Here is a 24923-nt window from a genome sequence, read left to right as displayed (position 1 = left end):
CTCGCGTGGTGGGCCCTCACTTCAACGAACGGACATTCGACTTTCTCGACGAACTCGAGCATCGCAACGAACGCGATTGGTTCCAGGAGCACAAAGCGATTTACGAGCACGAGTTGAAAGACCGGATGCTTGCGGTCATCGAGCGAATCAACCTTGCGTTGGGCGACTTCGCGGCCGAGTGTGTGCGCCCGCCGAACAAGGCCATGATGCGCATCTATCGTGACGTTCGATTCTCGAACGACAAGTCGCCGTATAAGACTCATCTCGCTGCCCACTGGCCACCCCGTGGACTGGAGAAGGCTGGGGGAGCGGGATACTTTCTGCAGGTGGGTGTGCGCAGCGTCATGGTGGCCGGCGGTGCCTACAGCCCGCCGCCACCGCAGCTACGGGCCATCCGCGACTACGTGCTCGACCACCACGGAGAGCTGCGCTCTCTGCTCGCCACGCCCGCGCTCACACAACTGGCGCAACCGTTCGGCGGCAACAAGCTCATCCGCCCGCCGCGCGGCTTCCCGGTCGGCCATCCGGCGGCTGACCTTTTGCTCAATCGCAGCTGGGCGCTGGTCGGCCACCTGCCCGGCGACGTCGCGCTCGACGAGAATTTCACCGACCTCGTCATTGAACGGTTTCGGGCGTTTCAACCGGTAGTCGACTTTCTCAACGTTCCACTGGCCGCGGCCACCCCGCTCGAGCAGGAAGCAGCCGTAGGCCGCCGTCGCTCTGCCTGACCACAGCCAGCCGGGACCCGCGCCGCATCAGGCCAGGGCCCCGCTAAGTGCCGGTCACACTTTGTCCCTGTGGTGGTGCACAATCTGGGCGCCGTTTCTCACAGCAAAATTCTGACCTGGGGTGTCTATCCGATCGCGTACCTGCTTCCGGCCATCGGTGTGAGCGGTGGAGACGCCTGGGTCGGTAAGCAACTCGGATACTCGATAGCCGACATTCTGGCGAAGGCGCTCTATGGGCTCATTATCTTCCAGATTGCGCGGATGAAATCCTTTGCCGACGACCCGGCATTCGCGCTGGAGGAACTGTCCGTCGAGGACGCCGGGGAATTGTCTCGGTCGATCAAGCCCGCGGACGTCGTGAAATAGGGCGAACGTCATCGGGGCCCGGCCGAGCGAACGTCTGCTCGGCCGGGCCCCCTGTACACCCTGGGCCTATGACATCGAGGTGACAACGGATGTCTGATGCCTCACCCGACAAAGGCGCCGCCTAGTCCAGCGCCGTAATACGGCTCAGCACCTGCTCGGGAACCGCCTGGCGCGGCACCTCGCCCACCAGAAAATCGCCGTCGGGCAGCAGCGTGCCGGAGTCGGACGACCAGAACTCCGCGCTGATCACCGCTCCGCTCAGCTGGCTGCCGTGCAGCTCGACGTGGTCGTCGTGTCGCTGGCCGAGCGCCCACCGGTAGTGGTCGGTCACGTTGGCGACTGGAGAATAGGTCGACAAAGGTACCCCGCCAACAGCCGGGCCGCGGTCGTCGAGCAGCACGGCGATCAGCGGCAGCGCGGCGAACCCGCGCAGCCAGTCGGCAACATACATTGACGCGTTTTCGGCGTTGTCGGGGTCGAGCCCGGACACATCGTTCGACCCCGAAAACGGATGCGTGAGTGCCAGCCACTGCATCGGCGACGGAATCTGCAGCACGACCGGTACCCGCTGGGTCTGGCTAAAGAGGGTGGCCAGTTCAATCACGTACGCCGTCGTCTCGGCATTACCGAGCAGGGTACGCAGGGCATAGCCGGTGCGGGTTTTGGCGCCCATCGCTGCCTGAAGCGCAGGGTCGGCGGCGACCCGCTGGGCGTAGAACCGGTCGAGGCTGAGCAGGGCCAGGTCGGACTTCAGCACGCCCTGCACCTGGCCGAAGAAGTTCGCGAAGGCCATCGGCTCCTGCCACGGCACCGGCTTGCCCTGCAGAAAAACGGATTGGGCATAGTCGTGGCTGTCCAGCACGACCGCGCGACGGCGGCCCGACGTTGGCTCGGCCAGCAGTTCATTCAATGAAACGGTCACGGTGTCTCCCATCGATCAATCAAGAAAATCGACCCGGGCTGCGGGACCGTAAGGAGACGGTCCCGCAGCCCGGGTCAGCTGGTGAAAATTAGGACTTGTGCACGGCCACTTCGCCGTACTTCTGCTCAAGTTCGCGCACGCGCGCCTCGAGCTTGCTGATTTTCAGAACTCGGCGGTCGGGCACCATGATGAGGGGTAAATCTCCGATCTTGCCCTTGACCCGCTCGGGCTCAATTTTGCCCCAGTGCGTCGCCAGCAATTCCTCGTTGTTGTCCTGGCCCCACGAGCCGTAGTAAAGCAGGTCCTTAGGCGGCTCTTCTTGAACGAACTCCGCAACAAACTCCTTGTACGGCTTGCCGCGACTGATGCGATCTTGGCGCATCTGGGCCCGCAATTCAATCGTTGCCTGCTCATACACCACGAAAGTGTCAGCTTCCCAGACGACGCCGTAAACGTTCGTGGCGACCTGGGCCGAGATTCTGTCCAGCTCAAGGTCGGTCACGACGAGTTCGGGGTCGCGCTCTAGCACGTCGCCGTAGCCACCGCCGGCGCCCTGGGCGATCATGTAGAGTTCGCCCTCCTTGGCCACGTCGAACTGCAGCCCCATGTGTCCGGTCTGGTAATCGCCGCCCTCGAAGGGCTGCTCGTTCATGACGCGTTCCATCGAAAGGTTGAACTGCGACGGGTCCTTCTTGATGATGTCGTAGATGTTGATGTCCTTGACCATGGCCAGGGGATAGACCGGGCAGCCGTACCCTCCGAACATTCCGGGAACCGAGGAGAACTTCGATCCGGAGGTGACGGTCATGAAACCCCAGCTGGGTGTACCGCGAGAGGCCACCATCATCTCGTAACCCATGCCGCCGCGATACTTGCCGAAGCCCTGATTGTCGCGCACCAGCCGCTTGCTGACCAGTTGCAAGAACGGTACCTCTTCTTCCATGACTTCCTGCTCGCCGAGGTCGGCCATGGCGCAGAACAACGGCGCCACGGCGTCTTCACCGTCGCGGAACGCCTTCGCCCCGCCGCCCATGCCGTTGAGGTCGGCACACAGATTACCGACCTGCTCACCGTTCTGTGTGGTGCCGCCCCAGAGAAAATCGTTGATCTGGTTGAACCAGGGCGCCACGACGTTCGAGTATTTCTGTGGCGATGAGAACTGCATCTTGGCGAAGGCCGACTGTAGGGCGGAGAAGCCGCGGAAGGATGCCTGCAGCGACTGGCCGACGGGCGCGTCGTAGCCGGCATCCGCCCAGGTATGTTCCTCCGTGATAATTTCGATGGGCGACAACGCTCCGGTGCTGCGAGGCAGGTCAGGCCACCAGTACGAGAGAACTGCCTGGGACATGAAAGATTTCGTTGACGCGAGCGGCGAGTTGAGGGCCCGATTGAGAATCTCGGGGCCGGTACCGGTGAGATCGATAATCATTCGTTCGCCCTTCACAGTGATCTTGCAGGCGAACTTGATCAGAATGTTCTCCTTAAGCGTGGAGTCCACGAACTGATTGAAGGTGACGGTGCCGTCTGGCAGCTCGCCAATACGGCGGCGTACCTCAGTCTCGACGTCCTCGACGGTGACGCGAAGTGACGCGACGAAGGTCTCCTGCCCAACCTCGTCGATGAGCCGGTCGACGGTGTCCATGATGCGCCGGGTGGCGCCCATCTTCACCTTGATGTCGGCGAGCATGAGCTTCGGGTCGCGCGTGGAGTGTTGCAAGAACGTCAGCAGGTCGCGCCGCAGGTGCCCCTTCTCCACAATCTTGATCGGCGAGGCACGCAGACCGTCATCGAATGGTGACTCCGAACCCGACGGCATACCACCTGGTTCGCACGCTCCGTTCTCGCCTTCGTGGATGGTCGCACCCACCCAGGCGATGATGATTCCGTCGCGCATGACCGGTACGAGCATCGACTGATCGGTGTTGTGCACCATGCCGAAGCGGGAGTCGTTGTGGAAGAAGCCGTCACCCGGGTTGATGCCGACGGTGGGCTCATCCTTCCAGTTCTTCATGATGTAGCGGATGGGATGGTGCAGCACCGCGGAGAAGGCGATCACGCCGCGGTTGGAGAGATACGTGACATCGCCCTCGGCGGTGTAGACCGCGCAGGAGAGGTCGGCCCACTTCGCTCCGGGCGCCGCGCCCATGCTCTCGCACATCTCGAAGGCCTCGTCAAGTGCACCGGCCAGGCGTTTGCGAATCCGGTCGACCTCGAGCGGGTCAATGCCCTTCGCGATGCACTCCTCCTCATAGGCGGTGCGCGGCATGATCTCGTGAGTACGCATGATGGCCGGGTCTGGCCCGAGGAAGAGGGTAGTCTCGTCCATGAATTTGTCGACCCACTGCTGTTCTTGGTCGGTCAGTAGCTGGGATGCGTCGTCGTCTCCGCTGGTGGGCACGAACTGGTCAGTTGTCAGTGTCATGGTGTTCAAGCTCCTTTGCTTGCGTTCGCTGAAGAAAAAGTGGGAAGGTCGGTCAGTCGCTCAGTAGCCATACCGCCCCCTGCACTGTCGGTTCCAGGCGCCAGCCTGGTTCCACCAGATAGGTGGTGTTTTCGGTCGTGACGATCGCCGGTCCGTGGATCACGTATTCGTGTTTGAGCGCGTCGGCGTCGTAGACAGGGGTGTCGACCGCGCCGGCGATGCTCGTGAAGTGCACCGAACGCCGCGAGACCGGTGCCGGCTTAATCTTCTCGCCGCCGGTTTTGATCGACTCGAATTGAATGACTTCGCCCTCGATATAGGACGCTACGCGAATGGTCTGCGCCCGGACGCCCGCCTCTGGCGCCTGGGTTCCCTCGCCGTATCGTTCGCCAAAGATCTCGGAGAACGTCTTGATCAGGTGCAGCACGTCGGCGACCCCGTTGACCCGGTTGATGTTGAAGGCGACGGCAGTGGTGACGAGCTGGTTGCCGTAGCGCATGTCCATTTCGAGTCGGTAGCGCACGTCGGCGCGGTCGTAGCCCTGGCGCACGAGGTCTTCGGCGCCCTTCGCTTCCAGCTCCTCGATGTACCCGTTGAGCGCTTCGTACTGAGCGTAGAGGCTGCGCTTGATCGGTTCGTAGAGCACGACGTAGGCGCTGCGTTCGTGAATGTGCAGCGGTCGCATATTGCCGGCGCCGAGCGCCGAGAACACCGACGCGAAGGGTGGAAACAGGATGCGGCTGATGCCGGCGCTCGCCGCGATGCCGCAGGCATGCAGCGGACCGTTACCGCCGTAGGCGAGCATCGTGTAGTCCTCGATCAGCCCGCCGCGCGAGCGCAGCTCCTTTTCGATGCCAATCGCCATCTGTTCGTCGACTGTCTTCTTGATAACCTTGGCAACCTCGACCGCGTCGAGGTCGAGCTCGTCGCTGAGCGTCTCATCGATGACATAGATCGAACGCTTCTTGTTGAGATTGATGTGCCCGTTGGCGTAATTGTCCGGGTCGAGGTAGCCGAGTACCAAGTCGGCGTCGGTGACCGTGGGGCGCAGGCCGCCACGGTCGTAGCAGGCCGGGCCCGGGTCGCTTCCGGCTGATTCCGGTCCGATTTGGATGGCGTGGTGAATGCGGTTGTAGGCGGCGATAGATCCGCCGCCGGCGCCGAGCGTGTTGAGGTGGATCATCGGCGCGGAGACCATCCAACGACCAATGGTGGGCTGGAAATCGTAGTGCCGCACACCGCCCTCTGGCACCAGACCGATATCGAACGAGGTGCCACCCATGTCCATTGACACGACGTCGCCGAGGCCGGTCGACTCCGACAGGTGCTGGGCCGCGCCGACGCCGGCGATCGGTCCGGAGTGAATCGTTTGCAGGGCATCCGTTGAATTGGGCTGCGCCATGCCGCCCGAATTGTGAATGACGAGCATCGGCTTCTCATAACCGGAGTCACGCAGGTTGTTGGAGAGCTGATTGAGGGCATGAAACATTGTCTGGTGCAGAAAAGCGTCGACGACGGTGGCCATTGCTCGCACGTATTCGCCCTTGCGGCCGGAGACCTGGCTGCTCAGCAGCACCGGAATCGACCCGAGCTCGTGCGTGGGGTACTCGTCGAGAATGATCTCGAGAATGCGATCCTCGTGCACCGAGTTCTCGGTCGCGTTGGTCAACGCGATAACGATGGCCTCTGCGCCGTTGTCGACGAGTTCGCGCACCTGGGTGCGCACGTCGTCGTACATCAGGGGCACCAGTACCTCGCCGACCGAGTCGATCCGTTCTTTAACCGAGCGGATGAGGCGGCGCGGCACAAGCGGGTCTGGTCGCTGGGCATCGGGCATATCGCCCTGCTTGACCCCGTCGAGTCCTTCGCCGTAGCCGCGGCCACGAGAGAGCGGGATGGTGTCCTCGAAGCCGTGGGTGACGATCGCCGCGACCCGCGGCCCCTTACCCTCGATCAGGGCGTTGGTGCCGAGGGTGGTGGCGTAGCGCACCGAGTCGACCTCCTTGAGCGCGGTTTCGCGGCTGATGCCGGCGCGCTCGCAGGCCCGGTCGAGGGCTTCGTTGAAACCGAGGGCGAGGTTGTGGTGGGTGGTGAGCGCCTTGGATTCGATGTACACGTCGTCCCAGACGAAGAAGCAGTCGCTGAATGTGCCGCCGATGTCTACGGATATGCGTTTCACGGTCAGTGCCCTTCGGAGTTGTCGGCGTGCGAGTGGGAGTGGGAATGTGCGGACACGGAATCAAACCGGGCGCTGAGGTCGGTCTCGGCGTTCTCGCCGGGGCCGTAGTTGACGACCTCCTCGGGGTTGCCGCCGTGGGCTTCCCACTTTTCGCGCAGGGAATCGATGTCCCAGAGCATGTCGACGGTCGGCGGATGCCCCGGCGGCAGGTATTCGGCCTCGATCTGGGTGCCGCAGGTGGGGCAGTAGAACTCCAGGATGCGGCAGAAGGTCGGGTCCGGGGAGAACGTGAACTCGTACTTTTCCGGGTCGATCACCGGGGGGTGAATCTCCTGCGGGTCCCGGTCGTAGACCAGAGTTCCTTCCTTGTAGTTGCCGCGGGCGTCGCCGAAGTCATGGGCGCAGACGCGGCAGATCCACCGCTCCGTATCGAGGTCGATGAGCAGGTATTCGGTCATGGGAACGCGCATTGTGTTTGTACCTTCCTGGGGAAACAAAAAAGTGGGCTAAAGCGTGTCGGCGAGCTGCAGGTCGCCGGCCGTGGAGACCGTCAGGGTCCAGCCGAGCGGCACGCGCGCGGTGAAGAACGGTCCCTCGACGATGGCCGGTCCGGCCGCCGCGGCGCCGGGCTTCTGGTCGTCGAGTTGGTAGACCGAGACGCTGTCGATCTGGGTGGGAGTGGAGCGCACCTGCCGGGTTCCGGCGGCCACGGCGGCGCTCGCCGCAGCGGGTACCCCGCTGGCGATGGTCGGGTGCGGCAGCCGGAAGGTGGCCTTGAGCGAGAGAATCTCTTCGCCGTCTTCGACAATGGTCGACCAGTCGAGTTCGCACTCGCTCAGGTCGTGCCCTTCCTGGAACATGTCCTTGCCGGCATCCGCTTGCATCGACGTGCGCACCGCGGTGATCTCGGCCTCCGAGAACCCGGTGACACTCGTTTCGTAGGACTGGGCGATGTCGGAGAAGCTGATTCCGTAGGCCGAGAACACCGCGGCGAGCCGCGGCACGAGTACGTTGTGCACGCCGGCAATGCGTGCGGCGGCGCAGGCGTTCATCGGTCCGCCGCCACCGAACGCGGCGACCGTCGTGTCGCCCGTCGCGCTCACGAGGTCGGCGAAGGCCCGCGCCAGGTGGCTGGAATAGCTGGCTTCCATGCGAATCAGGGCCTCGTCGAGGCTGATTCCGAGTGGGTCGGCGACGGTCTTGGTGATGACAGCGCGCGACCGTTCGGCGTCGAGGGCCATCTCGCCGTTCAGATAGGTGGCGGGGTCGAGCACGCCGAGCAGCAGGTTGACGTCGGTGATCGTGGCCTGCGTGCCACCGAAACCGAAGCAGGCCGGTCCGGGGGCTGCCCCGACGCTTTCCGGCCCGACGGTGATCTCGCCGTCGTGCACGGCAATGATCGAGCTGCCGCCGACTCCGGTCGAGCGCACATCGCTCATCTCGTAGGAGATGTCGACGCCCTGGATCGATCCGCGCCGGTCGACGGCGATCGTGGAATTGGCGACGGCGCCGACATCCGTTGTGGTGCCGCCGACATCGATCATGAGCACGTTGTCGAGCCCGTACGCCTCGGCGAGAGCACGGGTGCCCTCGAGGCCGCCGCGCGGTCCGGAGGAGTAGGTCTTGAGCGCGACCGACTTGGCCACGCGGGAGGAAGCGCCGTCGTTGCGGTAGATCAGCAGCGGGTTCTTCACCTTGTAGGCGCGCAGCCGGTGTTCGGCGCTGTACAGAAAACGCTCGACCGTGGGGTGCAGAAAGGAGTTGAGGATGCCGGACCAAACCTGACGCTGGCGGGAAGTATCAGAGGCGAACTCGCGGGAGAACAGAATCGGCACCGAACCGAGCAGGTGTCGGGGAAAGTTCTTGAGCATGGTGCGCTTGAACAGGTGTTCGCGTTCGGCGCTCAGGCCGGCGACGACGAGACGCTCCGCTCCGGCGGTGGTCAGTCGGTTGATCTCGGCGACGAGCTGGCGGGAGAGTTCCTCGGGACTGCCGTCGGCCGTGATGATGCCGATCCGGGCACCGATCAGGTCGGTGAACAACGCGGCGGTGTCGTCCGAGTGGCCGAGCGAGTCCGGCAGGGTGGGATCGTCGGTGATGAGCCCGATCTTGGGCCCCTTGCGCTGCACCAGCGCGTTGGTGCCCTGGGTCGATGAATAGCGGATGTGCTGGGTTGAATGCAGCAGGTCGGCTAGATTCGCTTCGCCGAACAGTAGAGCGGATGCCTTTGTCATCGCGTCGAAGAGACACTGGGACAGGTCGACCGGAGTGGTGAGGGTCTTGGTAAACGTGAAATCCGTGCCACTGGCGACAACAATGTCGGTGAGGGTTCCACCATTGTCGATGTTGATCAATCGTTCCATGAGCGCTCCTTTGCGGTTTGTGGTGAGTGATCGAGGCTCTCGGGGAGCCACGTCACCAAGAATGACCCCGCGTCCGAGGTACAGCGTGTCCCAGATTGGGACACCGCACGACTAGCGCTCGCGGGGTCGCAGCGGGCATGCTTGCAGAGTCCACAAGGGAGTCGATATGCATAGAGTCGCCGATCGGCGAATCAAGATAGCGGCGGCGCGCGCCGATTTTCTGCGATTCGGACACGCTGAAACCCAATCGGTTCCTGGCGTGGTGGCCGCCTCCTGGCAGCGTTCCTTCTCAGCGGGAGTGGATGCATCCACTTCTCAGGCAGTGTTTCACAACGACCTCGATCTGACCGGCCGCCTGATGCGCTGCTCGGAACCGGTCATCGCCCGGCTGAGCGGTGAGATGGCTGAAATGCCGCTGTCGATCGTACTCACCGACTACAAGGCACGAATTCTGAGTCGTTCCGAAACCGACAAGACCATCGGAACCCTGCTCGATGACGTGTCACTGGCGCCCGGCTTCAACTACGCCGAGGCGAGCGTCGGAACCAACGGAATCGGCACCGTGCTCGAGTCGGGTCAACCGTTGTACATCGTGGGGCCCGAGCATTTTCTCGAGCACCTGCAGCCGTTCGCCTGCGCCGGGAGTCCCATTCGGGACCCGATCACCGGGCGGGTGGAGGGGGTGCTGGATATCAGCTGCCTCATCGAAGATGCCAGCCCGCTCATGCATTCCCTGGTGCGGTCGGCCGCCCATGAGATTGAGCGCAACCTGCTCGTCGATCGCAGTCAGCGACAGCAGGCACTGTTTGAGGAGTATGTGCGGGTGGATTCCCGCAACCGGGGCGCCGTCATGGCCATCGGCGGCACCGTGGTGATGGGCAACGCGGTCGCGCAAAGTTCGTTTTCTCCCGATGAACAGTGGACCATTCAAGAGCACGCTCGCTATCTGATGATTTCTCCTGGTCAGCCGGTCGACCAGATCGAGCTGTCCTCGGGCAAGGTCGTGCATGTTCGGGGCAAACGTGTCGTGGTGGGCCCGGACGTCGCCGGCATCGTTGTGGTGGTCGAAATCGTCTCCGAGCCCGCACCGGTACCGGTGCCCGCATCGAGACTGACCCTGCCGCCGCTGCGGAGGCACCGGTTGAAGAAACCCATTCCTGCTGACTCTTCGGCGATTCTGCACGATGCGGAATCCTTGCTCGGCAAACGCGCCTCGAGCGGAGTGGTCACCGCGCTCACCGCCGGCGCGCCCCTGCTCGTGCTGGGGGAGGCCGGCGGCGGCAAGGTGTCGCTGCTCGCCGAACTATATCGCCAGATTGTTCCGCTGGGTCGAAGCGTCGTGTTCGGTGCCGAGCAGCTCAATCAGCACGGCGTGCACTCGGCCATTAATAACGACCTGATCAGCGCCCTGGCCCGGCCAACGCTGTACATCTTTCGCAATATCGATCGGTTCACCGAGGCAGCGACCGCCGAACTCGAGGCGTTTCTGGTGACCCGCGAAGCCGGTGCTGGCGGCCTGGCCGTCACCGTGTCGCAACCCGATCTTCAGGCTGACCTGGCCGCTGCCCGCCCGTACACGGCCCTACTGCAGCACTTCACAACCTCGGTCACGGTTGCGCCGCTGCGGCACCGCCAGGGAGACCTGCCCGACATCGTCACCCGGGTGCTCGCGCGACGGGCCGGTTTACGTCCGGCCACTGTGAGCGCCGGAGCGATGCGGGTGATCTCCCGCTATCCGTGGCCGGGCAATATTCGTCAGCTCGAAGAAGCGCTCGACACCGCCCTGCTCACGCGACCGGTCGGCGCCATCCAGGCCGAAGACCTGCCCGCCTACTGCCACGGCGGTGCACCGCGCCTGTTGTCGGCGATCGAAGCGGGGGAGCGTGACCTCATCGTCGGTGCCCTGCACAAAGCCGACGGCAATCGGATGCGCGCGGCCGAGTCCCTGGGAATAGCTCGGTCCTCCCTCTACCGCAAGCTAAAAACCTTCGGTATCACCGTCACCGACTCGTAGCCGGGCTGCGGCATCCGCTTACTGGCGGTGTGTGGCACGCAGGCGAATCACAGACCAGACGACCACGACGGCGACGAGTGCCATGGCGGACAGTCCGAGTCCGGAGTAGCCGGCCAGCGCCAGAATCGGCCCGGCGATCGCGCCGCCGAGAGCGCCAGCCGCGTTCATCGAGAGGTCGGAGAACCCCTGCAGCGAGGATCGATCCTCGATCTCGACGGCCTCGGCGACGAGCGCAGAGCCGGCGACAACGGATGCCGACCAGCCCAGGCCCAACAGCACCAGACTTACCGTCATCGTGCCCTGCGACCCGTCACTGAGCCAGGCCGCTCCCAGCGCCCCGAGCAGCAGGGCCTGCCCGCCGAGGATCACCCGAAGCCGGCCGAACCGGTCGGCGAGCGCCCCGAACGCCGGGGAGAGGGCGTACATGCCGGCCACGTGCAGGCTTATCGTCAGCCCGACGATGGTCAGGGTCGCGCCGTGGTCCCGCAGGTGCACCGGCGCCATCGACATCAGGGCCACCATGGTCGCGTGGCTGAGCGCGATCACGACAACGGCGTACCGGGCCGCCGTGTTGCCGCGCAGAATAGCCAGACCACCACTGGCCCGACGGATGCCCACGCTCGTCGTGCGCGCCGCCAGCGCGGTCAGCAGGGGGTCGGGTCGCAGCCCGAGCGCGTAGACGAAGGCGGCGGCGACCGTGGCGCCGAGCGAAAAGGCGAACGCCCCGGTCATCGCCGGAAGCCCGAGGGTGGCACCGAGCGCCTCGCCCGGTCCGAACAGGTTCGGGCCGAGCACGGCGCCAATGGTGGTGGACCAGACCACGATGGACAGGTCCCGTGCTCGAAAGCGCTGGCTGGCCAGGTCGGTCGCTGCAAAGCGGGCCTGGAGGTTCGTTGCTGAGCCGGCGCCGAGCAGCATCAGGGCCAGCAGTAGCAGGGGGAAGTTGTCGACGGACACCGACATGATCGCGAGCACCGCACCCGCGCCGGCCATAAGCGAACCGGTCGCGAGCGACACGCGACGCCCGCGCGCCTGCGCCAGGCGGGCGAGCGGAACGGCCACGATCGCGGCCCCGAGGGTGCTCATGGTGGCGGCCATGCCCGACCAGGCGCTGGACCCCGACAGCTCGGCGGCGAGTAGCGCGCCCAGCGACAGGGTTGCTCCCATGCCGATACCGCCCAGAATCTGCCCGGCGATGAGCACTCGCACGACGCGCTGCTGTAGGTTCGGTGCGGGTGACGAGGTCGTCGCGCGTGTGCTGGCGTGCTTCACAGTCTGTTCCCCCAGTTGGTCGCACCGTCGGGCGTGCGACTCGAGTGCTCGCGAGGCTCACTCTACCGAGCGGCCGACCGGTCTGATCGACGCCGGCCGCGAAAGTTGCGCCGTGCCGCCCCACCGGGCATCGTGGGATCATGACGAATCCCGGCGAGCACACCGCCGCACTGCACGACGAGCCTTCACAGGATCCCGCAACCTTCTGGGAAAACCGCTATCGCGAGAGCGATCGTGCCTGGAGCGGGCGCGCGAACGCGGCGCTCGAACGCGAGGCCGCCGGCCTCGCGCCGGGCACGGCGCTCGACCTCGGCAGCGGGGAGGGTGGCGACGCCCTCTGGCTTGCCCAAAACGGATGGTCCGTCACCGCCGTCGACATCTCCCCGACCGCGCTCGCCCGCGGCCAGGCCGCCGCCGAAGGGGCTGGCCTCGCTGAACGCATCCGCTGGATCGCCGCCGACCTGGCCACCTGGCAGCCGGACGGCCCGTTCGACCTCGTCACGGCACACTTTTTGCAATCACCGGTCGAGCTGCCCCGCGAGGTCATCCTGCGCCGCGCCGCCGCAACGGTCGCCCCCGGCGGCGTGCTGCTCGTCGTGGGCCACGCCCAGTTTCCGCCGTGGTCGAAGCACAAGCCAGACGGCGTTCCGTTGCCGACCGCCGACGACGTGCTCGCCTCGCTCGAGCTGCTCGCCGAGCACTGGGAGATCGTCACCAAAGCTGCTGTTGAGCGGGAAGCCATCGGCCCGGACGGCCACGTCGCCACCCTCGTGGACAGCGTGCTGACCCTCCGTCGCACCCACTCGATCTGAGCCGGTCGCCCTACGCCTGCGGCAATGAGAACATTGGGTAATGACCGGAACACTCGTGGCCAAGGGCCTGGCCGGCGGCTACGCGCACCGCACCCTCTTTGAATCGCTCGACCTGACCGTCGCCCCCGGTGATGTGATCGGCGTGGTCGGCGCCAACGGCGCGGGCAAATCCACCCTGTTGAACCTGCTGGCGGGGCTTACCGAGCCGCAAGCCGGCACCATCGCGCTCAGCCCAGCGGATGCCTTCGTCGGCGCGCTCCCGCAGGAACACGAACGGGTGCCCGGGGAAACCATCGCCGGCTACATCGGCCGGCGCACAGGCTGCGCCGAGGCGACCCGCGAAATGGATGCCGCGGCATCCGCTCTCGGAGCCGCTCAGTCGCGCGCCGGAGGGATCGACCCGGCCGACGCCTATTCGAGCGCGCTCGAGCGTTGGCTGGCCAGCGGTGCGGCCGACCTCGACGAGCGGCTGCCGATCGTGCTCGCCGACCTCGGCCTCACCCTCGGCAGCACACTCACCGCCGATAGCCTGATGACCGCGCTTTCCGGCGGCCAGGCTGCCCGGGTTGGCCTGGCCGCCCTGCTGCTCTCTCGCTTTGACATCGTGCTGCTCGATGAGCCGACGAATGATCTCGACCTCGACGGGCTCGAACGCCTCGAAACCTTCGTCACCGGGCTGCGCGGCGGCGTCGTGCTGGTCAGCCACGACCGCGAATTCCTCGCCCGCTGCGTCACCCGGGTGCTCGAACTCGACCTCGCGCAGGGCGCAAACCGGGTGTTCGGCGGCGGCTACGACGCCTACCTCGAGGAACGCGAAACCGCGCGCCGGCACAACCGTGAGAACTACGACGAGTTCGCCGCCAAGAAAGCCGACCTTGTCGGGCGGGCCAGAACTCAGCGCGAATGGTCGAGCCAGGGCGTGCGCAATGCCATGAAGAAGGCACCGGACAACGACAAGATCCGCCGCAAGGCTTCGGTCGAATCGAGCGAGAAGCAGGGCCAGAAGGTGCGGCAGATGGAGAGCCGTATTGCGCGCCTGGAAGAAGTCGAGGAACCCCGCAAGGAATGGCAGCTCGAGTTCACCATCGGCGCCGCCCCGCGCTCGAGCGCCGTCGTGGCCACCCTCAATAACGCCGAATTCCGGCAGGGCGACTTCGTGCTCGGCCCGGTCTCCCTGCAGATCAACGGCGGAGAACGCATCGGCATCACCGGCCCGAACGGCGCCGGCAAGTCCACCCTGCTGCGCGCTCTGCTGGGACGTCAGAAAGCGGATGCCGGCAGCGCTCACCTCGGCGCCAGCGTTGCGATCGGCGAAATCGACCAGGCCCGGGCGCTCCTGGCCGGCGCCCGGCCCCTGGCCGCGAGTTTCGAGCTACTCGTACCCGATCTATCCCCGGCCGAAGTGCGCACCCTGCTGGCTAAGTTCGGCCTGAAAGCCGACCATGTGAACCGCCCGGTCGACGATCTGTCGCCAGGGGAGCGCACCCGGGCCGGGCTAGCGCTGCTGCAGGCGCGCGGTGTGAACCTGCTCGTGCTCGACGAGCCGACCAACCACCTTGACCTCGCGGCGATTGAGCAACTGGAACAGGCGCTCGACAGTTATGAAGGCACGCTGCTTCTGGTCACCCACGACCGGCGCATGCTGGCCAACGTGCGCACCGACCGGCACTGGAAAGTCGAAGCGGGCCAGGTTCTCGAGGGCTGACGGTCACGTCCGAACAGCTCACCCGGGCAGGGCCATCAACTTCTTTTGGTGCCGCTTTTCGTGGGTGACCACGATCATGTGCGGCACGGTGAGGCCGGCCAGGCCGATGAACAGCACTTGCAGTATCTGCTCCGGCATATCGCCGCTGGGGCCGATGACGAACAGCAAAGCACCGGCCGCGAGGATCGGCACCACGGTATACACGACCACGATCAGGGGCGGTAGTCGCCCTCCGCCACGTTCTTCGGCAAACCCCGCCCTCAAATGCCGAAAGCTGTGCAGCGCACAGAAATACACCAAAAAGAAGACCAGCGGCTCGCAGGCCAATGCGAGCACCGACGTGAGCACGATTTCCACGCTCTCATGCGGCCGATGCCGCATGGCGGCGACGGCCGCCACCAGCAGCCCGGCCAGAGCGAGCGGTGCCAGTCCTGCCTGCACGTCCGACACCATCGCGCCGTCGGCACCGGCAAGCACCACGTAGGCAGCGCCCACCTGATCCGGATGTGAGAAGGCCGGTACGCTCAGCAGCCCGAATCCGGCGAGAAAGCGCAGCCACAACCCACGATCAGCGTTCCAATCAGACCCGAAATGCAGCGCCGACACGATCAGGAACGCAACCAAGCTCAGCACCGGGGCGACTAGCCAGAGCAGCACGACACCGACCACAATCACGAGGTATACCGTGTTGAACGCAGCAAAACCCAGCGGGGTTCGCCAGACGCCGGCGCGACGCGCGATCAATGGATCGAGGGCACCGTGAGGCAGACCCAGCACGGCGACGAGCACGCCGAGAAGTACGACCTGAAACGTAGGTGAGAGCATCGGCAGGCCGAACTCGAGCATGGCCAGCGTGGTCAGTGCCAGACCGGAGAACACCACCGTTTCGATGGGGACGTGGCGGATTCGGGCGGTTGCGCGGGCGGTACCGATTCGGGGCGCGGCGACCTGCTCCATCATTGTGTCTCGCCCGAGCACACGGTCCCAGTGGGCGTGACGACGAGTAAGGCCTGTGCAGCCGATGCAGAGGTGAAGGCTGTGGGTGCGGCTACCTGGGCGATAAACGGGCTCCATGGCAGGCTGAATATGATTTTGGCATAGTCTGCGGCCCGGGCGCCGTCACTGAGGAAACGCACCAGGGTGGCCGGCGGCACACCGCGGGCCAGAGCGAGAAAATACTCTGCAGTACGTTCCGGATGCGCGCGAACGGCCTGGAGAAATATGCGGTCGAAGGTGCGACGCAGCCACGGTTCTTCGGGATGCCCCACCGCTTCCCGCCCCGCCAGGAGGCGATCCGTGCACACTTGCGCCCACCGTTGAATGCGCAAGAATCCATAGCCTGAGGCGGCTCGCAAAGCGCCGCCCGCATTTCCGGCAAGCACCACCCCGGGTATCTCCGGCGCGGTCTGACGGCCCCGTCCCATGGCCAGCACCCCACCCTCGGTGCGCACCCGACGAACGTCATCCAGACCCAGGCCCGTTAAAACGTGGTCCAACTCACCGGCCAGAAGTTCCCGTTTGATCGGCGTTGTGCCGAAGCGGGTCCACTCCACGATGGCCCGGTTCGGACCCAATGGCAGCGCGTAAACGAAGCTCAGGCCTTCCTCATTGGCGGCAAGCGACCCCATCAATGTCACCTCGGTCGGGTCGAACGGATGCGGCCCGTCACACTCGAATTCAACGCCCACAAAACTTTGATAGAGCATCGCGGCAGCGGGCCGTGGTCGCGTATCGATCACCTGACGGGCCAGCAGTGTGCCGCCGCTGGTTTCGACCCGCACACCGTGCGGCACCGCGCTCACCATTTCGGCGCGTACGCCGAGACGCAGGTCTACACGCGGCGACTGAGCGATGTCGGTCTGCGCGCTGGAATAGAAGTCGATGCCACGAATGTACTGGTATGACAAAGCCGGAACCTCGTGCCGAACCGCGCTACCTGCGGCATCAGTAAAGGTCCACGTCGGCCAGCGTTGGGAAACCAAGTGCGAGAGTTCGTGATGTTCTTGCTGCCAAAAGCACCAGCTGCGGTCGTCCTGGTACGCGGTGCGCGGTTCGACGACGACAACGCGCGGCCCGGCTGGCGCGCGCGCCAGCCGGGCCGCCAGGCTAAGCCCGGCCAGTCCCGCACCAAGCACCACAACGTCAGCGTCTTCGACAGAGTTCATTTGTGCTCTATTTCTCTTAACCACATGCTGAGGTGTGGTGATTCTGTGGACCGATCGAGTCGGCTACAACAGCTGAAGAAATCTACGGATGAATCACTACTACCTCTGAACGTCGATTTGGAGTAGGTTTCCTAATATACCTAGCCAGGTTACCTAGGTACGTGCTTTATCTCCCGTACCGTCAGCGATTCTCGAGCATCAGAGGCTATTTTGATACCTGATTCACTAACCCAAGTGCAGTACGACACCATCTACAATATTTTCTCCCTCGTCATTGCCTCGCAGCTTTTCACCTCTATCTTTCTGGTCATCAGCCTTCCGCGCGTATTGCCGCGATATCGTCAGGCATTGACTGTCGCGGCGATCGTTTGTGGCATCGCGGCGTACCATTATTTCCGCATCTTTAACTCGTTCACGGAAGCTTTCGTGACCGAGGCGGTCGGCGGCCGCGGTGATTATGTTCAGGTCGCGGGAGCGTCGTTCAATGAGGGATACCGCTACGTTGACTGGCTGCTGACGGTTCCGCTGCTTCTCCTTGAACTCGTGGCAGTTCTGGCGCTGGCCCGGAAGGTGCAGAGCAGCCTGCTCACCCGGCTCATTCCTGCTGCTGCCCTGATGATTGCCTTGGGCTACCCCGGCGAAATGGCGTCGGACAATCTCACCCGTGGCATCTTCGGTCTGCTCTCTTCTCTTCCCTTCGCTTATATCCTCTACGTGCTCTTCGTTGAACTGACCAAGTCGCTCGACCGCCAACCCGCGACGGTGCGTAAGACCATCAGCCTGCTGCGACTGCTCCTGCTGGCAACGTGGGGCGTCTACCCGATTGCCTACCTGCTGCCCGGACTGGGTATCGACGGGTCCGACGCATGGGTCGGACTCCAGATCGGCTACTCCGTAGCAGATATCCTGGCCAAATGTCTGTACGGCCTGATCATCTTCCGGATCGCGCGGATGAAGTCCTTCTCAGATGACCAGGCCTTTGCCGAGGTCGAACTGACTCTGGAGGAGGCGACGAGCCTCAAGCAGCCTCTCGTTCAGAATCGGCGGAAGTAGTCGACGAAGCCGTCGATATGAACGGGACCTGCCAGACCGGTAATCGGTCCTGCGGGTCCCGTTTTGGCCGCCACGTGCATTGCCAAAAAAGCGTCGCGAATCAGCGCGACTGGCGCTTCTTCCCTAGCTTCGGCTGGCCCTTCACCGCGGGGGCACGGCCCTTGCCCTTGTTGGCTTTGGCCTTACCGCCGCCGCCTGAACCGCCTGACCGGCGCGAACCGCCGGAACCGCCGCCGGCCTGCGCGCCGCGCGCGGCGGCCTCAGTCAACTCGAGGCGGGCGTCGTCCAGGAAGGCAGCCCCGATCTCAGTGAGCGTAGTGCTCTCGGCGGCACGATCGAACAATGCATAGCCGAGTTCGGCTTCGACTCGCTTTACCGAGGCGCTGAGGGTGTCGCGGGAGACGCCGAGTGTCTGCGCGGCGCGGGCGAAATCGGGTGCCTCAGCGGCGGCCACGAAATGTGCCAGCAGGGTGATGTCCACGTAAAGCCTCTCGTTCGCTGCGCGGGAGGCGAGCAGCCCTTCTAGGCTACGCGCCGAAACCGACCGAACCCACCGCTGCACGCACGGATGTTCCACCGCTGCACCCAACGAGTGTTCACCGCGAACACGTGCCTGGGGCTAGGCGCGGCGGCGTCAACGTGGTTCGCTGGGTGTATGACGACCTTGCCGATGTTCCCTCTGGGATCCGTGCTGTTCCCCTACATGCCGCTGCAACTGCGCGTGTTCGAGGAACGCTACCTCGTGATGCTGGCCCGGGTGCTCGATGCCGAGCCGGCCGAATTCGGCATCGTGCTGATCGAACGCGGCCAGGAAGTGGGCGGCGGCGAACGTCGGTTCAGCGTCGGCACCGTCGCCCGGGTTACTCAGCTCGAAGCCCCGGAGGGTTATCTCGGGCTGGTGGTGCAGGGTGAGCGCAGAATCGAGGTGACCGAGTGGATGCCGGAGGACCCGCATCCGCTCGCGACGGTTCGTGCACTACCCGACCTGGAATGGGACGATGCGCTGCTGCCGCGCCGCGAACAGGCCGAGCAACTTGTGCGCCGCACCCTGTCACTCGCGAGCGAGTTCAGCGACCAGGAGTGGTCGCCCGATGTCGCGCTCTCGCACGACCCGACCGCCGCCGCCTGGCAGCTCGCCGCGATCGCCCCGGTCGGACCGCTCGATCAGATCGTGCTGCTGCGCTCGCCCACCATGGAAGCACTGCTCGACAACATCATCGAGCTGACCCAGGCCGCGGCCGCGACCTGGGCTTAGTGACTCACACGCCGATGTCGCGTTGGCGCAGGGCGATGGCTGCCGTCGCCGCCAGTAGGAGCGAGACGGCGTAGAACACGACGATCGTCGTCACGTTCGCCCCGGTGCTCAGCGGGCTGTCACCGAACGCCCAGAAGTACGGACTCAGGGTGTGCAGCCACTCCAGGCTCGCACTCTGATTACCGAGCGCATTGAAGACGTCTCCTGGGCTCTGGCTGCGACTTTAGTCCTCTTGCTCACCTCGGCCGCCGCCTGTGGCGAGCGGTGTTCTAATGGACTGGATGACAGAAATCCCACCAGCCTCCGGCGCCATCGTCGGTCCCGACGGCCTCGCCCGACCCCGGTGGGCTGCGGTCGACCCGATGCTCCGCGACTACTACGACACCGAGTGGGGTATTCCGGTGCGCTTTGAACACGCCCTGTTCGAGCGCATCAGCCTCGAGGCGTTCCAATCCGGGCTGTCCTGGGCGATCATTCTGCGCAAGCGCCCCGGTTTTCGTGCGGCATTCGCCGACTTCGACCCCGACCGGGTCGCTGCCTTCGACGAGGACGACGTCGAACGCCTGCTGAGCGACGCGGCGATCGTACGCAACCGCCTCAAGATTCGCGCGACGATCACCAACGCCCAGGCCACCGTCGCGCTGCGCGAGCAGGGCGGACTGGTCGACTTCGTCTGGGGGTTCCAGCCGAACGAAACCCCGCAGCCGCGAACGCAGGCCGACGTGCCGACCAGCTCCGAGGCATCCGTTTCGCTCGCGAAAGCCCTCAAGAAGGTCGGCTTCGTCTTCGTCGGACCGACCACGATGTTCGCCCTGATGGAGGCGATCGGCATGATCGATACCCACCTGCTGGACAGCCATCGACGCGGAAGCAGCGGAGTGTGGGGCTAGGCTGAGCGCTACCACAACTGAATATCGGGCTATATGGACGGTGCGGGAGAGTTCGGCGCGACAGCGTGCGAACACCGAAGGAGCAATCCTCCCCGACAATCTCTCAGGTACTCGTACCGCATCGAACTGGCCACTCTGAAAAGTAGATTGTGCGTGCCTGACAATCTCGCCCACGGTGAAAGTCAGCGCCCGCGCGCTGGTGAAGCTCTCAGGCACGAGCGACAGAGGGGGAGTTCCCACGCGGCTCAAACGAGCCGTGCACACCATCCTGTGACCCGGAGAACTCATGACCACGGCCGATTCCAGCACCCCCGACTCCACCGATTCACGAAATACCGAACGCTTCTCCCCTCTGCACCAGGCGCACGTCGATGCCGATGCCAGCTTCACCGACTTCGCTGGCTGGCAGATGCCGGTGCGCTACTCCAGCGATCTCGCCGAGCACCACGCCGTGCGCAACGCGGCCGGCCTGTTTGACCTGTCCCACATGGCCGAAATTCTGGTCGAAGGCACGGATGCCGCCGCCTACCTCGACTACGCGCTGGCCGGCGAGCTCTCGGGTATCGAACTCTGGCAGGCCAAGTACAGCCTGCTGCTGGCCGAGAACGGCGGCATCATCGACGATCTCGTCGTCTACCGCCTCGATGAAACCAAGTTTCTGGTTGTGGCCAACGCCGGCAACAGATTCGCCGCGTTCGACGCGTTGCTCGCCCGTGCCGAAGGCTTCGACGTGAGCGTCGTTGACCAGAGCGACGACTACGCGCTGATCGCCGTGCAGGGTCCGAACGCCCTCGCCATTCTGCGCGCCACCGGCGGCGTCACCGACGTCGGCACCGACCTGCTGTTCATGAAGTATTACCGAATCACGGATGCCTTCTTCCGTGGCCAGCCGCTGCTGGTCGCCCGCACCGGGTACACCGGTGAAGACGGTTTCGAGCTCTACCTCGCGGCCGACCAGGCCCGTGAGCTCTGGGACGCACTCGTGGTCGCCGGCGCCGACCGCGGCCTGGTGCCGGCTGGGCTGGCCAGCCGCGATACCCTCCGCCTCGAGGCTGGCATGCCACTCTACGGTCACGAATTGACCCTCAACACCTTCCCGGTCCAGGCCGGACTCGGCCGCGTCGTCAACCTGAAGAAGGAGAACGACTTCGTCGGCCGAGCGGCCAGCGTTGCGGGGCCGGAGGCTGGCGCATCCGTTTTGGTCGGTCTGATTGCCGCTGGCAAGCGTGCCGGACGCGCGGACTACGAGATCTTCCGCAGCGTCGATGCGGAAAACGCCGACGGCGTCATCACCAGCGGCGCCCTGTCGCCGACCCTCGGTTACCCGATCGCCATGGCCTACGTCAGCCCCGACCTCGCCCGTCTCGGCACCGAGGTCTACGTCGACGTACGGGGTACCCGCATTCCGGCGACCGTCACCTCGCTCCCCTTCTATAAGCGCGTCAAGTAGACCCTCACCCTGCGAAAGGCAATCCCATGACAAACACATCTTCGCTTCAGCCGTCCGAACTTCAATACACCGCCGAGCACGAATGGGTTTTAGTCGACGGCAGCGTCGCGACCGTCGGCATCACCGCGTATGCCGCCGAAAAGCTCGGTGACGTCGTTTTCGTCGAACTGCCGGGCGTCGGCAGCACCGTCGCCAGCGGCACGGTCGTCGGCGAAATTGAATCGACCAAGTCGGTCGGTGAACTGTTCGCTCCGGTCAACGGCACCGTCACAGAAACCAACGACGCCGTCGTGGACAGCCCCGAACTGGTCAACAGCGACCCCTTCGGCGCGGGCTGGCTGATCAAGGTCGAATTCGAGACTCTCCCCACGCTGCTCAGCTTTGCCGAGTATTCCGCCCTGATCGGGGAGTAGACGCACTATGAGCCAGGCTTTCACTCAGCGTCACATCGGAACGGATGTCGACGCCCAGTCCCACATGCTCGCCACGCTCGGCTACGACTCGGTGGAACACCTCGTCTCCGCCGCCATGCCGGCATCGATCCACGCCGACCTGTTTCGGCAGGACGGCGACAGTGCCCTGCCGCCCGCCGCAACCGAGAGCGAAGCCGTCGCGGAGTTGCGCGCCCTCGCCGGCCGCAACACGGTCAAACGCTCGATGATCGGCCAGGGCTACTACGATACGTTCACGCCCGCCGTGATCAAGCGCAACGTGTTCGAAAACCCCAGCTGGTACACCGCCTACACGCCGTACCAGCCGGAAATCTCGCAGGGCCGGCTCGAGGCCCTGATCAATTTTCAGACCATGATCGCCGACCTCACCGGGCTGACCACGGCCAACGCGTCGATGCTCGACGAGTCAACGGCCGTCGTCGAGGGCATGCTGCTCGCCCTGCGCGCGTCCAAGTCGGGCTCGCGCCGCTTCATCGTTGACACGGATGCCTTCCCCCAGACGCACGCGCTGCTCGCCAATCGCGCCGCCGTACTCGGCATCGAACTCGCCCAGGTTGACCTGAGCGAGCAGACCACGGCCGAGGATCTCGGCGACTATTTCGGTGTCTTCGTGCAGTACCCGTCCGGCTCCGGTCGCATCTGGAACCCGCAGACCGTCATCGACCTGGCGCACGAACACAAGGCGCTCGCCGTTGTGGCCGCTGACCTGCTCGCCCTCACCCTGCTGAAGTCGCCCGGCGACCTCGGCGCCGACGTCGCCGTCGGCACCAGCCAGCGCTTCGGTGTGCCGATGGGCTTCGGCGGACCGCACGCCGGCTACATGGCCGTGCGCAAGGGACTCGAACGCCAGTTGCCCGGCCGCCTGGTGGGAGTGAGCGTGGACGCCACCGGCCACCCCGCCTACCGCCTCGCCCTGCAGGTACGCGAACAGCACATTCGCCGCGACAAAGCCACCTCGAACATCTGCACCGCCCAGGTGCTGCTCGCCGTCATGGCCGGCATGTATGCCGTCTATCACGGGCCCGAGGGCCTGAAAACGATCGCCACCCGGGTGCACGAGCGGGCCGGTGCCCTCGTCGCCGCCCTGCGCGCGATCGACGTCGACGTGCTCACCGACGCGTTCTTTGACACGTTCCAGATCAACGTGCCGGCGGGCGCCGCCGAGGTCGTCGCGAAGGCAGCCGCGAGCGGCTACAACCTGCACCAGGTCGATGAGAACATCATCAGCGTGTCGGTGGATGAGACCACCACGCTTGCCGACCTCTCTTATATCGTCGGAGCGTTCGGCGGCCGCTCGGCATTCGGCCACGTCGACTTCGACGCCGTGCAGCACGGGCTGCCGACCGATCTCGATCGCACCAGCGATTTTCTCACCCACCCGGTGTTCAACACGCACCGCTCCGAGACCAGCATGATGCGTTACCTCAAGCGCCTCGCCGACTACGATTATGCGCTCGACCGCGGCATGATCCCGCTCGGCTCCTGCACCATGAAGCTCAACGCGGCGAGCGAGATGGAGGCCGTCAGCTGGCCCGAATTCGCCGGAATCCACCCATTCGCACCGCGCGCCGACGTCGAGGGCTACCTGCACCTGGTGCGCCAGCTCGAAACCTGGCTCACGGATGTCACCGGTTACGATTCTGTGTCGCTCCAGCCGAACGCCGGCAGCCAGGGCGAACTGGCCGGGCTGCTCGCCATTCGTGGCTACCACCAGTCCAATGGGGAGAGTGCCCGCACGGTCTGCCTGATCCCGTCGAGTGCGCACGGCACCAATGCGGCATCCGCTGCCCTGGCCGGCATGCGTGTCGTGGTCGTGGCCTGCGACGAGCTCGGCAACGTTGACCTCGCCGATCTGCACGCCAAGATCGCCGAGCACGCGGCCGATCTGGCCGCGCTCATGATCACCTACCCGTCCACCCACGGCGTGTATGAGCACGAGGTCGCCACCATTTGTGCGGCCGTGCACGCGGCCGGTGGCCAGGTTTACGTCGACGGCGCCAACCTCAACGCGCTGCTCGGATTCGCCCGGTACGGCGATTTCGGCGGCGACGTCTCGCACCTGAACCTGCACAAGACCTTCTGCATCCCGCACGGCGGCGGCGGTCCGGGTGTCGGTCCGGTTGCGGCCAAGGCGCACCTCGCGGCGTTCCTGCCGGGGCATCCGCTTGCCCAGAGTGACGAGCATTACCTGCTCGGCAGCGGGGGAGCCTCGGCCACCGTCGTGCACGCCGGCGGACCGGTCTCGGCTGCGCCCTACGGCAGCCCGAGCATCCTGCCCATCTCCTGGGCGTATGTGCGCATGATGGGCATCGATGGCCTCAAGCAGGCCACCGGTGCCGCAGTGCTCGCCGCCAATTACGTCGCCAAGCGCCTGGAGAACAGCTACCCGCTTCTCTATTCCGGCGAAAACGGCCTGGTCGCGCACGAGTGCATCCTCGACCTGCGTCCGCTCACCGCGGCCACGGGGATCAGCGTGGACGACGTGGCCAAACGCCTCGTCGACTACGGCTTCCACTCGCCGACGATGAGTTTTCCGGTCGCCGGCACGCTCATGGTCGAGCCCACCGAGAGTGAAGACCTCGGCGAAATCGACCGCTTCTGCGACGCCATGATCGCGATCAAGGCTGAAGCGGATGCCGTCGCCGCCGGCCGCTGGCCCGCCGACGACAACCCCCTGCACAACGCTCCGCACACCGCGCAGTCCGTGATCGAGGGGGAGTGGGAGCATCCCTACGACCGGGCAACGGCGGTGTATCCGCTGGCGTCGCTCGTGCGCAACAAATACTGGCCGCCGGTGCGCCGCATCGACAACGCCTACGGCGACCGCAACCTGGTCTGCGCCTGCCCGCCGCCCGAAGCCTTCGAGTAGGGGACG

General features: G+C 65.0%; 20 protein-coding genes and 2 riboswitches. Of the genes, 11 read left to right on the top strand and 9 right to left on the bottom strand.

Annotated features, from left to right (window positions below; translation table 11 throughout):
* Nucleotides 1–8: 8 nt before the first annotated feature.
* Nucleotides 9–728: a DUF2461 domain-containing protein gene (locus E3O11_RS15465; protein WP_166787604.1), complete on the top strand. Its 720-nt coding sequence runs from the start codon at nucleotides 9–11 to the stop codon at nucleotides 726–728.
* Between the two features lie 69 nt (nucleotides 729–797).
* Nucleotides 798–1094: a bacteriorhodopsin gene (locus E3O11_RS15460; RefSeq protein ID WP_092450328.1), complete on the top strand. Its 297-nt coding sequence runs from the start codon at nucleotides 798–800 to the stop codon at nucleotides 1092–1094.
* Nucleotides 1095–1215: 121 nt separating this feature from the next.
* Here E3O11_RS15460 and E3O11_RS15455 read toward each other — a convergent pair whose 3' ends face one another.
* The 5 genes from E3O11_RS15455 to E3O11_RS15435 all read right to left on the bottom strand — a co-directional run bounded on the left by E3O11_RS15455 (nucleotide 1216) and on the right by E3O11_RS15435 (nucleotide 8980).
* Complete coding sequence (locus E3O11_RS15455; protein WP_092450456.1) at nucleotides 1216–2016, bottom strand: hypothetical protein; 801 nt, start codon at nucleotides 2014–2016, stop codon at nucleotides 1216–1218.
* An 88-nt stretch (nucleotides 2017–2104) separates the two neighbouring features.
* Nucleotides 2105–4438 (bottom strand): hydantoinase B/oxoprolinase family protein, encoded by a 2334-nt coding sequence (locus E3O11_RS15450; protein ID WP_092450326.1) that lies wholly within the window; start codon nucleotides 4436–4438, stop codon nucleotides 2105–2107.
* A 52-nt stretch (nucleotides 4439–4490) separates the two neighbouring features.
* Nucleotides 4491–6617 (bottom strand): hydantoinase/oxoprolinase family protein, encoded by a 2127-nt coding sequence (locus E3O11_RS15445; RefSeq protein ID WP_092450324.1) that lies wholly within the window; start codon nucleotides 6615–6617, stop codon nucleotides 4491–4493.
* A gap of 2 nt (nucleotides 6618–6619) precedes the next feature.
* Nucleotides 6620–7075 (bottom strand): acetone carboxylase subunit gamma, encoded by a 456-nt coding sequence (locus E3O11_RS15440; protein WP_233195111.1) that lies wholly within the window; start codon nucleotides 7073–7075, stop codon nucleotides 6620–6622.
* Between the two features lie 48 nt (nucleotides 7076–7123).
* Nucleotides 7124–8980, bottom strand: a complete 1857-nt coding sequence (locus E3O11_RS15435) for a hydantoinase/oxoprolinase family protein (RefSeq protein WP_092450320.1) — start codon at nucleotides 8978–8980, stop codon at nucleotides 7124–7126.
* Between the two features lie 166 nt (nucleotides 8981–9146).
* On the opposite strand from E3O11_RS15435, the gene E3O11_RS15430 reads away from it, so the two are divergent.
* Nucleotides 9147–10994 (top strand): sigma-54-dependent Fis family transcriptional regulator, encoded by a 1848-nt coding sequence (locus E3O11_RS15430; protein WP_092450318.1) that lies wholly within the window; start codon nucleotides 9147–9149, stop codon nucleotides 10992–10994.
* An 18-nt stretch (nucleotides 10995–11012) separates the two neighbouring features.
* Here the strand turns inward: E3O11_RS15430 and E3O11_RS15425 are convergent, their stop codons facing one another.
* The gene (locus tag E3O11_RS15425; protein WP_233195114.1) at nucleotides 11013–12266 is read right to left on the bottom strand and encodes an MFS transporter; all 1254 of its coding nucleotides are present in this window, start codon (nucleotides 12264–12266) and stop codon (nucleotides 11013–11015) included.
* A gap of 140 nt (nucleotides 12267–12406) precedes the next feature.
* Here E3O11_RS15425 and E3O11_RS15420 point away from each other — a divergent pair, with 140 nt between their 5' ends.
* On the top strand, nucleotides 12407–13078 hold the full coding sequence (locus tag E3O11_RS15420) for a class I SAM-dependent methyltransferase (RefSeq protein WP_092450316.1): 672 nt from the start codon (nucleotides 12407–12409) through the stop codon (nucleotides 13076–13078).
* A gap of 40 nt (nucleotides 13079–13118) precedes the next feature.
* A complete protein-coding gene (locus tag E3O11_RS15415) occupies nucleotides 13119–14783 on the top strand; it encodes an ABC-F family ATP-binding cassette domain-containing protein (protein ID WP_092450314.1) in 1665 nt (554 codons plus the stop codon).
* Nucleotides 14784–14801: 18 nt separating this feature from the next.
* Here the strand turns inward: E3O11_RS15415 and E3O11_RS15410 are convergent, their stop codons facing one another.
* Both E3O11_RS15410 and E3O11_RS15405 read right to left on the bottom strand, forming a co-directional pair.
* The gene (locus E3O11_RS15410; protein ID WP_158251598.1) at nucleotides 14802–15743 is read right to left on the bottom strand and encodes a Brp/Blh family beta-carotene 15,15'-dioxygenase; all 942 of its coding nucleotides are present in this window, start codon (nucleotides 15741–15743) and stop codon (nucleotides 14802–14804) included.
* Nucleotides 15740–16948 carry a lycopene cyclase family protein gene (locus tag E3O11_RS15405; protein WP_092450452.1) on the bottom strand — a complete coding sequence of 403 codons (1209 nt, stop codon included), beginning with the start codon at nucleotides 16946–16948 and terminating at the stop codon, nucleotides 15740–15742. Before E3O11_RS15405 ends, E3O11_RS15410 begins: the two co-directional genes overlap by 4 nt.
* 234 nt (nucleotides 16949–17182) lie before the next feature.
* Between E3O11_RS15405 and E3O11_RS15400 the strand changes: the two genes are divergently transcribed.
* Complete coding sequence (locus tag E3O11_RS15400) at nucleotides 17183–18001, top strand: bacteriorhodopsin-like (RefSeq protein WP_233195115.1); 819 nt, start codon at nucleotides 17183–17185, stop codon at nucleotides 17999–18001.
* Between the two features lie 100 nt (nucleotides 18002–18101).
* Here the strand turns inward: E3O11_RS15400 and E3O11_RS15395 are convergent, their stop codons facing one another.
* Nucleotides 18102–18482 carry a LysR family transcriptional regulator gene (locus tag E3O11_RS15395; protein ID WP_092450309.1) on the bottom strand — a complete coding sequence of 127 codons (381 nt, stop codon included), beginning with the start codon at nucleotides 18480–18482 and terminating at the stop codon, nucleotides 18102–18104.
* 174 nt (nucleotides 18483–18656) lie between these two features.
* Between E3O11_RS15395 and E3O11_RS15390 the strand changes: the two genes are divergently transcribed.
* The 5 genes from E3O11_RS15390 to gcvP all read left to right on the top strand — a co-directional run bounded on the left by E3O11_RS15390 (nucleotide 18657) and on the right by gcvP (nucleotide 24917).
* The gene (locus E3O11_RS15390) at nucleotides 18657–19256 is read left to right on the top strand and encodes an LON peptidase substrate-binding domain-containing protein (protein ID WP_092450307.1); all 600 of its coding nucleotides are present in this window, start codon (nucleotides 18657–18659) and stop codon (nucleotides 19254–19256) included.
* 281 nt (nucleotides 19257–19537) lie between these two features.
* Nucleotides 19538–20146 carry a DNA-3-methyladenine glycosylase I gene (locus tag E3O11_RS15385; RefSeq protein WP_092450450.1) on the top strand — a complete coding sequence of 203 codons (609 nt, stop codon included), beginning with the start codon at nucleotides 19538–19540 and terminating at the stop codon, nucleotides 20144–20146.
* 33 nt (nucleotides 20147–20179) lie between these two features.
* A riboswitch (glycine riboswitch) is annotated at nucleotides 20180–20275 on the top strand.
* Nucleotide 20276: 1 nt separating this feature from the next.
* Nucleotides 20277–20378: riboswitch (glycine riboswitch) on the top strand.
* A 54-nt stretch (nucleotides 20379–20432) separates the two neighbouring features.
* Nucleotides 20433–21596: a glycine cleavage system aminomethyltransferase GcvT gene (gene gcvT, locus E3O11_RS15380; RefSeq protein ID WP_092450305.1), complete on the top strand. Its 1164-nt coding sequence runs from the start codon at nucleotides 20433–20435 to the stop codon at nucleotides 21594–21596.
* 26 nt (nucleotides 21597–21622) lie between these two features.
* Nucleotides 21623–22009, top strand: coding sequence for a glycine cleavage system protein GcvH (gene gcvH / locus E3O11_RS15375; RefSeq protein WP_092450303.1), 387 nt, complete (start codon nucleotides 21623–21625; stop codon nucleotides 22007–22009).
* 7 nt (nucleotides 22010–22016) lie between these two features.
* Entirely contained in the window at nucleotides 22017–24917 is a 2901-nt protein-coding gene (gcvP, locus tag E3O11_RS15370) for an aminomethyl-transferring glycine dehydrogenase (RefSeq protein ID WP_092450301.1), read from the top strand.
* The last annotated feature ends 6 nt before the right edge of the window (nucleotides 24918–24923 follow it).

The organism is Cryobacterium levicorallinum, from assembly GCF_004402405.1.
Lineage (GTDB): Bacteria > Actinomycetota > Actinomycetes > Actinomycetales > Microbacteriaceae > Cryobacterium > Cryobacterium levicorallinum.
The sequence above is the reverse complement of the archived record's forward strand: the minus strand, read 5'-3'. Positions and strand labels throughout refer to the sequence as shown.

Coding starts and splice junctions, on each gene's coding strand:
- E3O11_RS15415 (WP_092450314.1), top strand. CDS start 13,119: ATGACCGGAACACTCGTGGCCAAGGGCCTGGCCGGCGGCTACGCGCAC.
- E3O11_RS15435 (WP_092450320.1), bottom strand. CDS start 8,980: ATGGAACGATTGATCAACATCGACAATGGTGGAACCCTCACCGACATT.
- E3O11_RS15410 (WP_158251598.1), bottom strand. CDS start 15,743: ATGATGGAGCAGGTCGCCGCGCCCCGAATCGGTACCGCCCGCGCAACC.
- gcvP (WP_092450301.1), top strand. CDS start 22,017: ATGAGCCAGGCTTTCACTCAGCGTCACATCGGAACGGATGTCGACGCC.
- gcvH (WP_092450303.1), top strand. CDS start 21,623: ATGACAAACACATCTTCGCTTCAGCCGTCCGAACTTCAATACACCGCC.
- gcvT (WP_092450305.1), top strand. CDS start 20,433: ATGACCACGGCCGATTCCAGCACCCCCGACTCCACCGATTCACGAAAT.
- E3O11_RS15450 (WP_092450326.1), bottom strand. CDS start 4,438: ATGACACTGACAACTGACCAGTTCGTGCCCACCAGCGGAGACGACGAC.
- E3O11_RS15405 (WP_092450452.1), bottom strand. CDS start 16,948: ATGAACTCTGTCGAAGACGCTGACGTTGTGGTGCTTGGTGCGGGACTG.
- E3O11_RS15430 (WP_092450318.1), top strand. CDS start 9,147: ATGCATAGAGTCGCCGATCGGCGAATCAAGATAGCGGCGGCGCGCGCC.
- E3O11_RS15440 (WP_233195111.1), bottom strand. CDS start 7,075: ATGACCGAATACCTGCTCATCGACCTCGATACGGAGCGGTGGATCTGC.
- E3O11_RS15420 (WP_092450316.1), top strand. CDS start 12,407: ATGACGAATCCCGGCGAGCACACCGCCGCACTGCACGACGAGCCTTCA.
- E3O11_RS15385 (WP_092450450.1), top strand. CDS start 19,538: ATGACAGAAATCCCACCAGCCTCCGGCGCCATCGTCGGTCCCGACGGC.
- E3O11_RS15390 (WP_092450307.1), top strand. CDS start 18,657: ATGACGACCTTGCCGATGTTCCCTCTGGGATCCGTGCTGTTCCCCTAC.